The sequence below is a fragment of the Marinobacter sp. MIT932201 genome, assembly GCF_047123295.1.
GTDB lineage: Bacteria > Pseudomonadota > Gammaproteobacteria > Pseudomonadales > Oleiphilaceae > Marinobacter > Marinobacter salsuginis.
Genome location: NZ_CP138917.1, coordinates 790,955 through 803,519, shown reverse-complemented (window position 1 = coordinate 803,519; position 12,565 = coordinate 790,955). Strand labels below are relative to the sequence as shown.

Below are 12,565 nucleotides of genomic sequence, written 5' to 3'. Positions count from 1 at the left end.
GCTAACCAGGATGACGACCGAACAATTTGACTATGTCGTGGTTGGCGCGGGCTCGGCCGGATGTGCTGTCGCCAGCCGCCTGTCGGAGAGCGGTCGCCATTCTGTGCTGCTGCTTGAAGCCGGTCCGGAGAGCCGCCGCAACCCTTTCGTGAACATGCCGCTGGGTTTCCTGCAGCTAATGTTCAGCCGCCGCTACAACTGGCAGTTCAATACCGAACCGCAGCGTCACATGCACGACCGGGCGCTTTTTCAGCCGCGGGGCAAGATGCTTGGCGGTTCCAGCGGCATGAACGCGCAGGTCTATATTCGCGGGCATGCCCGGGACTACGACGAGTGGGCACGGCTGGGGTGCAAAGGGTGGTCATACGCCGAGGTGTTACCCTACTTCCGCCGATCGGAACATTTCGAGCCCAAACTTACGCCGAATGAGGCAGAATTTCATGGTCAGGGTGGTCCGCTGAACGTTGCCGAGCGCCGCTATACCAATCCGCTGAGCACGGCGTTTGTCGAGGCGGCGACCCAGGCAAAGTACCGGCTCAATACAGATTTCAACGGCAGTGAGCAGGAGGGCGTGGGCTTCTACTACGCCTACCAGAAAGACGGCACACGCTGTAGCAACGCGCGGGCCTATCTCGAACCCGCCACGGCGCGTTCCAACCTGACGGTTTGCAGCGGCGCGTATGTCACCCGGGTGCTACTCGAAGACACCCGCGCCACCGGTGTCGAATACCGCGATACAAAGGGGCTGACGCAGGTCCGTGCCGGGCGCGAAGTTGTGCTCTGCGGCGGCGCGTTCAACTCGCCGCAACTGCTGATGCTGTCCGGGATCGGTCCGCGGGAGGAACTGTCCCGGCATGGCATAGAACTGCGCCATGCGTTGGGGGGCGTCGGGCAGAATCTTCAGGATCATATCGACGTGTTCGTGCGCGTCAGCGCCCGCAGCCGCCAAAGCATCTCGATGCATCCGAGTTACTGGCTCAAGGGGCTGTGGGGCGCTCTGACGTATCTGAGCGGCCGGCGGGGCGTGCTGTCGAGCAACGGCGCCGAGGCCGGCGGGTTCATCCGCTCCCGGCCCGAGGAGCCGGTACCCGACCTGCAGCTGCACTTCGCGCCAATGCTGTACGACGATCACGGGCGAGACCTGAAGACCGCGATGAGCGGTTATGGCTACGCGGTGATGATCTACGGGCTCAGGCCGTCGTCGCGCGGGCGCGTCGGTCTGCACAGTGCCGACCCGTTTGCCGCGCCGCTGATCGACCCCAACTACATGGCCGAGTCCGCCGATGTCGAGCGACTGGTGCGCGGTGTCCACCTGGTGCGCAAGATCCTGGCGCAGGCGGCGTTTGCCCCGCACCACGAGGTTGAGGTCTTGCCCGGGCCGGCGCTGCAGAATGACGACGATCTCGCCGCATGGGTACGGCGCAGCGGTGAATCAGCGTACCACCCGGTTGGCACCTGCAAGATGGGTGTTGATCCGATGGCGGTGGTCGATCCGCGCCTGCGCGTGCATGGCCTGCAATGCCTGCGGGTGGTCGATGCCTCCATCATGCCGACGCTGGTCGGCGGAAACACCAATCAGCCGGCAACCATGATCGGCGAGAAAGGTGCCGCGATGATACTTGAGGATGCCGGGGAGATGGTCGGCTGAGCTCCGCGCGCGCGGGCGTCACAGGGCTCAGTTGGCATCTGGACTTCTGATCAATCTGATTCCAAAGAACAGTAGAAAGAGACAGGCTATGGCAAACCAACAGAAAGAGACGACAGTCATCGTTGGCGGCGGGCACGCAGCAGGTGCGCTCCTGACAACCTTGCTGCAAAAGAAATATCAACATGAAGTGGTCCTGGTGGGCGAAGAGCCACATCCACCCTATCAGCGGCCGCCCCTGTCCAAGAACTACCTGGCAGGCGAGGTGGATCAGGAGTCGCTGTACCTCAAGCCGCGCTCGGTGTACGAGAACGCCGGCCATCAGTTGCGGCTCGGTGTACGTGCCGAACAAATTGATCGGGACAACAAGACCATCAGTTTGTCGGACCAGAGCACATTGAAATACGATCGACTGGTCCTGGCCACGGGGTCACACGTTCGACGCCTGAACGCACCCGGGGCTGACTTGAAGGGCATTCATTACCTACATGACATAGCTGACTCGGATGCCCTGCGTGAACAACTGGTTCCGGGGAAACGCTTGGTCATCGTGGGTGGTGGTTACATTGGCCTTGAAGTGGCATCCAGCGCTACCAAAAAAGGCGTTGATGTCACGGTACTGGAAGCGGCCGAGCGTCTTATGCAGCGTGTAACAGGCCCGGAAATGTCGGAGTTTTTTTACACCAAACACAGTAACGCTGGCGTGGATCTACGCCTGAACACGGCGGTAACCGGTTTCGAAGCTAGCGATCAGGGGCATGTGGCTGGCGTGACATTGGCGAGCGGCGGCACTGTACCGGCCGACATAGTGCTCGTTTCAGTGGGTGTGGCGCCAGAAACCGCCCTGGCTGAGGCCGCCGGCCTGCCCTGTGATGACGGCATTATTGTTGACGAGTTTACCCGCACAGAAGATCCAGCCATCCTGGCGATCGGCGACTGTACCCGCCACCGGAATCTTTTCTTCGAGAAGATGCAGCGCCTTGAATCTGTCGCCAACGCGGTTGATCAGGCCCGGACAGTGGCGGCAACCCTGATGGGCGAGAAGAAACCCTATAATAGCGCTCCATGGTTCTGGTCGAACCAGTATGACGTGCGTCTGCAGATGGTGGGGTTGTCGCAATATCATGATCAGCGTGTGCTGCGCGGAAGCCCGGAAGACAAGGGATTTGCGGTGTTTTATCTCCGCGACGGCTGTGTCATTGCTGTTGATGCGGTTAACCTGCCCATCGCTTTTATGGTCGGCAAGACCCTCGTTCAACAACGCAGGCAGGTCAATCCTGAAATGTTGAAGGATCCGGATATTGAACTGAAGTCCTTGGTGAGCGGTCAGTCCATAAATTGAAATTGACGACCGAGTAGAGCTGTGCCCTTAGTTTGCCCAAAATTGCGAAAGCAATGCACAACTCATACGGCCTATGGATATCATATCCTACGACCGACAGCTTTCAGTGAGCGCAAAGAATGCGTGAGCCACAACCGGCGGAATTTCCCGTAGCCAGACACATTACTGTTGCTCTGGTAAACCGAGAGCACCATAGCGGTGAAATAATTCTCTATATATCCCACTAATAACCTCACCTTGCAATTACCGACGAAAATATGAACTTGATTTTATCCACAAAGATAAAGCGAAGTCTCTATCGGCCATTATGGGTAGAGGTTCCGATCACTCAATCCTTCATAAGCAACATCGCCCATTCGGTGTCGACCTCTTGTTTTGGTTCATCTGAGCATATGCTTTTTCATGCGGATGGGTGGTGGCAGCCAAGACAGGGCTTTTCAGACTGCAAGCTTCAAGCGGTGTGTAAATCAAACACAGTAAGATTCCGGCTTATTGATGGTGGACATCAAGAACCGATAGTTACGAGCGGTATTAATGTTAAGACACTTGCTCGATTAAATGAAACTTGCGGGACTACTGAAAAGGTTTTCTATAGTAAGGACGTGCCGGTCCTGATGGCTATATACTACTCGACTAAACGATACGAGACCTTTAAATGATGTATAAGGCTGGGGCTATATACCTAAGGAAGATCTGAATAACCGCTGGTTTTTGCCCCTTTTCCGCAATCTTGGCGGAAAAGGGGCGCATTGGTCTTACGCTGCAGGTTTTTTATCAATCAGCAGGTTGCTGAAAGCGACCAGCAAATGCAGACGGTTGGTATACTTGGCATTTAAAAGCGATATGCGACTCCGATGCTCACGATAGTGGGGTCCACTTCCACTTCTGCCTGAACAGGGGCCGGGCCCAGGTTACCGGTGATATCCGCCTTGAAGGGTGCATATCTAACGTCAAAATTTGCCGACCAGTTATTGTGTATCTTCCAGCGAAAACCAGCCTGAACCGCAGGGGCCCATGTATCTTCGACGTCGAAGTCGGTTAGTGCGCGATCCTTTTCATCTAAAAAGAGAATCCGTCCTACACCCGCTCCAAAGTACGGAGAGAAGTTGCTACCCGTCAAGACATGATACTGAAGCGAAAGAATTACCGGACCATAATCTGTTTGACCAAGAAAAAGACCGGAGAGAGACTCTTCGCCCTGGAGGTCCGCACTAGCGGGAATGCCGCCAAAAATGTTGAATGCCAGCTGATTACTCAGAAAATACGACACGTCGAATGATATGGTCGTATCGTTGTTAATAGACAGGTTGGAATTTGGAACGGGGGCACCCCCCGCAGAGGCTGATCGCAAATCTTCATCGGTTAGAACTCTAGTGGCATTCAGCCCAACCACCCAGTCGCCTCTACTGTAAACCGGCTCAGATTGAGCGTTGGCCAGGCTCGCAGCAAGTGAAAGTAAAAGGAACGCCACTAACGAGACTTTACTAATTATTTTAGGTTTCATTTTTTTATTATCCTTTTTGGTATTAAAACAAATTGGCTTTAGGTAAAACTGCAATTTTTCGTAACACAAATGTCACTCATTGATGCTAGCTTGCCGGTTTACTGACTAATACTTCCCCATACTCAGAACGCAGCTTGTTTTTTAATACTTTCCCAGTGGCATTGCGTGGCAATCCTTCCACAAAGATCGCGCGATCCGGGATCTGCCACTTGGCGACTTTCCCCTGATAATGAGCAAGAAGTTCCTCCTCAGTAATATTTGCGTCGGGTATTTTTACTGCCAACAGGATCGGTCGTTCGTCCCATTTATCATGGGAGGCCGCCACTACGGCAGCTTCATTGATGGCAGAATGGCCCATTGCGATTCCCTCCAATTCGACTGTAGATATCCATTCACCACCAGATTTAATAATATCTTTTGAGCGGTCACGTATTGTCATAAATCCATCATCATTGATCGAAGCAACATCACCTGTCTCGAACCAACCGTCTTCCTCAAGAGTCTGATTTGGTTCAACACCGAAGTAATCGGCTACCACCCAATGACCACGGATGCGGAGATTTCCCTGAGCAATGCCATCTTCGGGCAGTTGATGACCGTCTTCTCCTACAATTTTGAGCTGCACCCCGTAGGGAGGCCGTCCCTGGCTTTCACGGATTTTGTTTCTTCCTTCCTCCGAAAGAGTATTGTGTTTCGACAGCAGTGCGTTGACGGTCCCGATCGGTGATGTTTCTGTCATTCCCCATGCATGGACAACTTCTACGCCATACTTACCACGAAACTCCGACATCATTGAGGGCGGACAAGCGCTACCCCCTATCACCGTCCGTTTAAGCGACTGTGCCGAGGAGCCAAGCTCGTCCAAAGCCGAGAGAAGTCCCTGCCAAATCGTAGGCACACCCAGCGCAATCGTTACGCTTTCTGAATCGATCAGCTTGACCAAACTTTGCCCATCCAGGCCAGGACCAGGCAACACCAGTTTGGCTCCAACCATCGCCGTAATGTAGGGTACCCCCCACGCATTTACGTGAAACATAGGAACAACCGGCATCACCACGTCCCGTGCCGATAAATTCAGTGCGTCGGGTTGAGCAGCTACCAGCGCGTGCAGAACGGTGGAGCGGTGTGAATAGAGCACCCCTTTGGGATTTCCGGTGGTGCCCGATGTATAGCAGAGGCTTGAGGCCTGGTTTTCGGCGATTTCAGGCCAATTCGCGTTAGGCGTTCCTCGCTGGAGAAACTCTTCATAAAACAACAAGCCTGGAAATTGCGCTGCAATTTCTTCGTCCGGTTCGGACATCAATACAAATTTCTCAACCGTCTCCAGTCGGTCTCGGATATTTGAAACAATGGTAAGGAACGTTTTGTCAAAGAATATGACTTTGTCTTGAGCATTGTTGATAACGTAAACGAGTTGTTCTGGAAACAGTCGCGGGTTAATGGTGTGACACACCATCCCGCCACCAGAGATGCCAAGGTAACATTCCAGGTGCCCCACGTTATTCCAACAAATGGTCGCGCACCGATCCCCCTGGACATAGCCTGCCGTTCGAAGCGCTGACGCAAGTTGTCGCGACCGCTCCGAAACAGTTGCCCAGTCAGATCGACTGGGATTTCCATCCGTTCCTATCGACACAATCTCAGCGTCTCCATGGTAGCGAGCAGCATGGTCGATCAAGGAATTCACGGTGAGCTCCATGTTCATCATTTGGCCAAGCACGTTTATCTCCTGTCGTTTTTGTAGTTGGTTGACGCGAGTATCTGGCGTCATTAAGGTCCAATGTAGAAGGCATAATCCGGGTTTGAACCTAAACATTTCCCAAGAGGATGTCGGCTGCATTTTCGGCAATCATCATGGTGGGTGCGTTGGTGTTACCGGCAACCAAACTGGGCATTATCGAGGCATCGACAACTCTTAGCCCTTCAATCCCTCTGACTTTTAATTCCGGATCAACGACTGAATCCGGATCCGCGCCCATACGACAAGTGCCAACGGGGTGGTAAATAGTCTCTGCATTTTCCCGGATAAAGTCCGCAATCTGACTGTCCGAAGACACCGAGTTTCCGGGCTTAATTTCTCGTTTACTATGTAAAGCCATTGTTGGTGCCCCGAGTATCCGTCGTCCAAATTTAACGGCCGAGATCATTGTTTTGATGTCTTCGGGGTTACTGAGATAATTGGGTTGAATCAACGGGTCGGCCAATGGGTCAGGGCTTTTGAGACCAATAAAACCGCGGCTTCTGGGCATTAGATCGCAAATATGCAAGGTGTACCCATACCCGGCCATCACTTTTCGTCCATGATCCTTCAGGTAAGTTGGCAAAAAGTGGAATTGCACATTTGGCCGTTCGCACGAGCGCTCGGATTTAACAAAGCCTCCGGACTCGGCAACATTACTGGTAAGAAATCCACGTCGCGCAAAGATATATGAGAATAATGCGCTCACGCCCCGAAACAGGAAACTGGGAGCAACGCCAATGGGCAAACGTGAGTTTGCCGCGTGCATGATCGTAATATCCAAATGATCAACCAGATTCTGGCCGACCTCAGGAAGATGATGCACAAGGGGGATCCCGTGTTTTCCAAGCTCTTCGCTATCACCGATTCCCGAAAGCATAAGTAGTTGTGGTGAATTAACCGCACCACCAGACAATATGACTTCACCGCCGTTATTGAGTCTAAGCTGGCGATATTCGCCCCCCTGGTTCAGTGTCACGCCGACTGCCCGCTTACCGTCCATTACCACCCGGGTTACCCGCGCGTCCGTTAGCACATCAAGATTAGGCCGGTTCTCCGCGACACGCAGAAATGCCTGCGCTGAACTCCAACGGCGACCATTTTTTTGTGTCACCTGGTAGAGTCCCAATCCCTCTTGCGTCTCTCCATTAAAGTCCGTGTTTATCGGGAGCTCTACATGAGGTGCCGCTCGAACAAAATCTCGACTCAACGGATTGACTGATTTGAGTTCACTTACGGTGAGCTCACCGCCCTCCCCATGGTAAGAATCTGCGCCAAAACGTTTATTATCTTCCAGTCGACGAAACAATTTTAAAGCGCGATCCCATCCCCAGAGGTCGGTCCCGGCAACTTGACCCCAGTGGTCATAATCGGCTTTGTGACCTCTGATATAGACCATAGCGTTGATAGAAGAGGACCCGCCAAGTGTTTTCCCACGAGGCCAAAACAGGCGGCGCTCCTTCAGATGTTCTTGAGGTTCGGTTTCAAGAGCCCAATTCAGCTTTTTACTATTGGAAAGGAGTGCTATACCTATAGGCATATGTATGAGTGGATTTTTATCCTTTGGGCCCGCTTCTAGCAACGCTACTCGCTTTGAAGAGTCCGCCGTAAGCCGATTGGCCAATACACAGCCCGCCGATCCCGCACCGACAATAATGTAATCGTACATAATAACTCTCTTATTATTTGATTATACTCAGCCCAGAATACGAACAGCAGCCTCTATAAGACGCCGGACCCAGGCTGTATAGGGTGGAAAAAGAAGATGCATAAGAGAATGTTTATCCTCCATCAACGCCTTTTCATGCGAAAAAGCGCGGAAACCGTATTCACCGTGTGCCGCCCCTATCCCGGAATTATTAACTCCACCAAACGGCAGGCCCGGATGTAGAAAATGCACAACTGTAAGGTTGACTCCTACAGCGCCGGAGCTCGTTCGCTCGATAATATCCGTGGCAAAAGCCTCGTTTTTGTCGAATATGTAAAGCGCAAGCGGTTTAGGGTTATCGTTGATTTTCTTGATAACCAGATCAATATCGTCGAATTCAATAACGGGTAAGATCGGGCCGAATAACTCCTCACGTGAAATATCCATGTCGCTCGATACATTTGAAATCAACGTCGGAGCAATAAAATTCTCTTCAGCATCTGTAACACCGCCTTCAAAGACTCTTGCACCTTTGTTTTTGGCATCATCTATCAGGTTTGAAACTCGCTGGAAATGACGTCGATTTACAATCCGGCAATAGTCGGCGGTCGATTTCTGGGCTTCTGGTGTTTTTCCATAGACTCGCCCAATTTCCGTTTTAAGTGCTTCATTGAATTGATCTGCGATATTAACGTGCACAAAAACATGATCTGGGGCGATACAGGTCTGTCCATTATTGGCAAACTTACCCCAGACAATGTTTCTCGCAGCCCTCTTTATGTTGGCATCTGGGCCAACAATGGTCGGGGACTTACCCCCCAATTCCAGTGTCACTGAGGAAAGGTTCTTGGCGGCAGCCTCCATGACCACCTTGCCTACCGCAGGACTGCCCGTGAAGAATATGTGGTCGAAGGGTAAGGCCAACAGTTTCTGCGCTACCGCGGCATCACCCTCAATCACGGAAACCAGATCGGGAGGGAAGGTTTCGGCGACAATGTTGGCAATCACCTTTGAGGTATGTGGTGTCATTTCCGAGGGTTTAATGATGGCTCCGTTCCCTGCAGCCAACGCTGAGACGAGAGGTCCGAGCGCAAGATTGAGCGGATAATTCCACGGTGCAATAATCAGGCACACTCCCTTTGGTTCTGGCCGAACATAAGATTTCGTGCCCAGAACACCAACGGATGCAGCCACTCGCTTCGGACGCATCCATTTACGCAAGTGTTTTTTAGTGTGTCGAATTTCCTGAAGCACCGGCAGGAGTTCAGTTAATTTGACTTCTGGAGCGGGTTTTCGAAAGTCCGCCGCGCAAGCCGCAATGATGTTTGATTCGTAGCGTTTAATTGAATCCCGCAGCTGGTCGAGCTGCGCTATTCGAGCCTCCAAGGTAAAACTTCCGCGACGCGCAAGTTGTGCCCGCTGTAGGGCCGCGAACGTTGAATCAATCGTATCGCTGGTTGACACATTGGGCAGCCCAACCTTCGCCAGACTAGCAATCTGCATTATAAAATCACCTCTTGCCGAACGAGACTGTTGTTATTTTCCATCGGATTACTAGTCTTCATAGAGGACATAGTCCTCTTTTGTGGCACCACAGTCCGGACAGCACCAATCGTCTGGAATATCTTCAAAACGAGTGCCGGCAGGGAAGCCTTCGGCTTCATCTCCGAGAGCTTCATCGTAGATATGGCCGCAAGTGATGCAGACCCACTTCCGATAGGTATCTTTTTGAGTCGAGTCTTTCGGCGATTTTGAAGAGTTAGGCTTGGGTTTCGCTTTGGGCTTTGTTTTATTTTTAGCTGAAGGAGTAGATGCGCCCGTTGCTTTCTGCGATGCTCCCTCGGTCTTAGCTTGGCTGGCAGGGCGGACCGCTGTATTGGTTGCGGACACCGAAAGTTCCGGGTTCGCTTCTTGAAGCGCAACGAAGTCAACCTTATCCCTGACGGCACAGTCTGGACAGGACCAGTCTTCAGGAATTTTTTCCCATGTCGTTCCTGCAGGAAAGCCTTCGTGCGGATCACCAACCACTTCGTCGTATACATAACCACAATCAGGGCATTGATACTTAGCCATTTAGAGCACCTTTCAAACGATATTATTGTCTTTGTTTTGGTAGCGCCCGACGCGCACCCTCTTTCAGGTGCACGTCAGAGGCTCTTTTTCTGCAACGTAAATAAAGTAAACGAGGTATATAAGTTCCGATTAGCCGATCATTTAGCCGCGGCGGTATCGACTGATTCAGAATCAGTCCCACCAAATTTACGCTCATAGAATTCACGCTTGCCGGGTTGAATCTGAATCTTATCGAGATCTCCTTTAGCCCAATCCAGCACCCGGTGGTCCATTATCGAACGAAACCATGAGGGAAACATTGCGGCCAGGAACATCCCGGGATATCCCGATGGTAAGGAAGGCAGGTCTTTGAAGTCGCGAAGCGATTGATAGGACCTTGTAGGATGGGCGTGATGGTCGGAATGTCGTTGCAAATGAAACAGAATCAGGTTCGACATAATATGGTTTGAGTTCCATGAGTGGTGCGGTTGTTGACGCTCATAACGTCCATCCGACATCTTCTCGCGCAGCAATCCGTAATGCTCAATGTAGTTGGCGCTGGTCAGCTGCCACCAGCCAAAGGCCATTTGAATGGGCAAAAAGATCAGCATTAAGGGACCAAAAAACGCCAGCAATCCCGCATAAAGCACAGCGGTCAAAATCATAGGCTGAAGAACTTCGTTCTCCAGGCTCCAGACACTTTTTCCACAACGACTGAGGCGCTGTTCCTCTAAATCCCATGCCCGCTTGAAAGCACCGGGAATTTCACGCAGTGAGAATGAGTAAATGGACTCACCCATGCGGGATGTCGCCGGGTCCATCGGCGTAGCCACATCACGGTGATGCCCCTTATTGTGCTCAATGAAGAAATGACCATATCCGACCACGGCGAGGACAAGCTTCGCCATCCAACGGTCAAACGTTTCTTTTTTATGGCCAAGTTCGTGGCCTGTGTTCAGAGCCAGACCATTCACGATTCCCAGGGAAAGGGCCAATGCCAGAAACTCGAAAACATTCATTGGTTGCGTGGATACCCACCAGGCACTGACAATCAAGGCCGCATAATGAATAGGAACAGTTAAGTAGGTCAGTACCCGGTAGTAACGATCCTGTTCAAGCCGAGGCACGGCCGACTCGGGGGGGTTGGAAAAATCCTCTCCAAACATGGCATCAATCAAGGGAACTGCGCCATACCAAAGGATCAACACCAATCCGTACCAAATGCTCCATCCAGTTTGGGATACCAAATAAAGGCCAATAAGAGGCGTCGCTGGCCACAGCACAGAAAGGACCCACAGGTGGCGTTTTCTGTCCACATAACCTTCGGCATCAGGGTCTCTCTGAAGAGACTCTGTTGTTAAGACATTTTCTGACATTGACATTAGGATCACCTTATTGTTTTTCAGCTTGATCATTTTTCTACATTGTGCGAACACCGAGTCCCTCAGGTGAACGGACAAGTTGTAGGCATGAACAGGTTTGGCCAGAACCGGAGATCAAACAACTACTCTAAGGGGTAGTTTTCGCACTAGACATCTATCAATATGCTTTCACCCCATAGCGCCCTCGCGTTTCGGGGAGACGAAGCAGGAGATCGGATTGTCATGACCCGCCATAGCTTGGAAGACTGGTGTCGGAGGATGTCTGAAAGGATGTGGGCTCGTCAGTGTTTCATTACTCAAGGGTGTTTAGACCGCTATTGCCTGAGCGCTTCTGCTACGCCTGAATCAAAGGTAGTTCTGTATCGGGCCCCGCCAGGCTATGGAAAATCTGTACAAGTGGCCTTGGCAGCAAACACTCGCGAACTGGAACTTGAGAGCGCCGTTTATATCAATACCCGGTCGTGCCCTGACTCATGTGACGTTAATGGCAGTTTGTTTGCAGCGTTAGTTTTATATCAACTCGAAGGAGTTGAATCCTGGCGCACGATAAAAAGTGACATCGACACCATCGAAGTTCTTCGAAACGCACTGTGTAATGCAAAAAAGACGATAAGAATTTGCCTTGATGGGGTTGGCGAGGCTAAACATACCGCGGATTTGATTGAGGATTTAATCTGTGAAACACCGAGCAATGTGAAATTTTTCATTGCACCGAGTCGCGTCGGGGCGTTGCCACGTTTGTCTATGATGGCGGGTGTTGTAACGTATGGTGCTGATGAACTTGTATTTACAGAAGAGGAGGTTAGTGAATTATCGGGTATGGGTGGCCCCGAAGCCAGCAACATCATAAAAGCGACCGGTGGATGGCCAGCACTTGTCAGGCTTATGTGCCGAACCCCAAACCCAAATCTCCCCGCAGCGACTTGGCCGGAAACTCGCTCGTATTTCAGGGACAACCTCTTAACTGCGTTACCCAATAGTACGAGGACCTTTCTTTGCAATGCAGCGATGCTCGAAGTAATCAGCGCTGAATGCTATGGCTATGTCTATAAGACAGAAGAGGCCGACCGGGAAATTACGTTTCTTAACGAACATTATGCTCTTTTAGCTCCCTGCGTATTCCAGACCAAGGTTGCCACTGATTCCAGACGAAGCCTGCCACCCATTCCACGCGAAAGCTGCCACTGATTCCACGGCAAAGCTGCCACCCTGGCAGGCTGCCTGATTTCCCCATCAAAACGTCCGGCGCGGGAT

Annotated in this window: 9 protein-coding genes; 3 read left to right on the top strand and 6 right to left on the bottom strand. The window is 51.9% G+C overall.

The window, feature by feature from the left end; all coding sequences use genetic code 11:
- The first annotated feature begins 10 nt into the window (after positions 1–10).
- Positions 11–1,648 carry a GMC family oxidoreductase gene (locus SIC15_RS03690; protein WP_227663913.1) on the top strand — a complete coding sequence of 546 codons (1,638 nt, stop codon included), beginning with the start codon at positions 11–13 and terminating at the stop codon, positions 1,646–1,648.
- A gap of 88 nt (positions 1,649–1,736) precedes the next feature.
- A complete protein-coding gene (locus SIC15_RS03685; protein ID WP_091642696.1) occupies positions 1,737–2,987 on the top strand; it encodes an NAD(P)/FAD-dependent oxidoreductase in 1,251 nt (416 codons plus the stop codon).
- 832 nt (positions 2,988–3,819) lie between these two features.
- Here the strand turns inward: SIC15_RS03685 and SIC15_RS03680 are convergent.
- The 6 genes from SIC15_RS03680 to SIC15_RS03655 form a co-directional block, all read right to left on the bottom strand.
- Positions 3,820–4,491, bottom strand: a complete 672-nt coding sequence (locus tag SIC15_RS03680) for an OmpW/AlkL family protein (protein WP_091642699.1) — start codon at positions 4,489–4,491, stop codon at positions 3,820–3,822.
- Positions 4,492–4,576: 85 nt separating this feature from the next.
- Entirely contained in the window at positions 4,577–6,199 is a 1,623-nt protein-coding gene (locus tag SIC15_RS03675) for a long-chain fatty acid--CoA ligase (RefSeq protein ID WP_172972330.1), read from the bottom strand.
- A gap of 100 nt (positions 6,200–6,299) precedes the next feature.
- A complete protein-coding gene (locus SIC15_RS03670) occupies positions 6,300–7,898 on the bottom strand; it encodes a GMC family oxidoreductase (protein WP_091642703.1) in 1,599 nt (532 codons plus the stop codon).
- A gap of 27 nt (positions 7,899–7,925) precedes the next feature.
- Entirely contained in the window at positions 7,926–9,380 is a 1,455-nt protein-coding gene (locus SIC15_RS03665; protein ID WP_011783983.1) for an aldehyde dehydrogenase family protein, read from the bottom strand.
- Between the two features lie 51 nt (positions 9,381–9,431).
- Positions 9,432–9,950, bottom strand: a complete 519-nt coding sequence (locus tag SIC15_RS03660; protein WP_011783984.1) for a rubredoxin — start codon at positions 9,948–9,950, stop codon at positions 9,432–9,434.
- A 137-nt stretch (positions 9,951–10,087) separates the two neighbouring features.
- Positions 10,088–11,311, bottom strand: coding sequence for an alkane 1-monooxygenase (locus SIC15_RS03655; RefSeq protein ID WP_199185490.1), 1,224 nt, complete (start codon positions 11,309–11,311; stop codon positions 10,088–10,090).
- Positions 11,312–11,569: 258 nt separating this feature from the next.
- On the opposite strand from SIC15_RS03655, the gene SIC15_RS03650 reads away from it, so the two are divergent.
- Positions 11,570–12,499, top strand: a complete 930-nt coding sequence (locus SIC15_RS03650) for a hypothetical protein (protein WP_412537084.1) — start codon at positions 11,570–11,572, stop codon at positions 12,497–12,499.
- Positions 12,500–12,565: the final 66 nt, after the last annotated feature.

Bases quoted from the DNA above. Each gene is read 5' to 3' on its own strand.
- SIC15_RS03690 (WP_227663913.1), top strand. From the start codon at position 11: ATGACGACCGAACAATTTGACTATGTCGTGGTTGGCGCGGGCTCGGCC.
- SIC15_RS03670 (WP_091642703.1), bottom strand. From the start codon at position 7,898: ATGTACGATTACATTATTGTCGGTGCGGGATCGGCGGGCTGTGTATTG.
- SIC15_RS03680 (WP_091642699.1), bottom strand. From the start codon at position 4,491: ATGAAACCTAAAATAATTAGTAAAGTCTCGTTAGTGGCGTTCCTTTTA.
- SIC15_RS03665 (WP_011783983.1), bottom strand. From the start codon at position 9,380: ATGCAGATTGCTAGTCTGGCGAAGGTTGGGCTGCCCAATGTGTCAACC.
- SIC15_RS03650 (WP_412537084.1), top strand. From the start codon at position 11,570: ATGTCTGAAAGGATGTGGGCTCGTCAGTGTTTCATTACTCAAGGGTGT.
- SIC15_RS03660 (WP_011783984.1), bottom strand. From the start codon at position 9,950: ATGGCTAAGTATCAATGCCCTGATTGTGGTTATGTATACGACGAAGTG.
- SIC15_RS03685 (WP_091642696.1), top strand. From the start codon at position 1,737: ATGGCAAACCAACAGAAAGAGACGACAGTCATCGTTGGCGGCGGGCAC.
- SIC15_RS03675 (WP_172972330.1), bottom strand. From the start codon at position 6,199: ATGATGAACATGGAGCTCACCGTGAATTCCTTGATCGACCATGCTGCT.
- SIC15_RS03655 (WP_199185490.1), bottom strand. From the start codon at position 11,311: ATGTCAATGTCAGAAAATGTCTTAACAACAGAGTCTCTTCAGAGAGAC.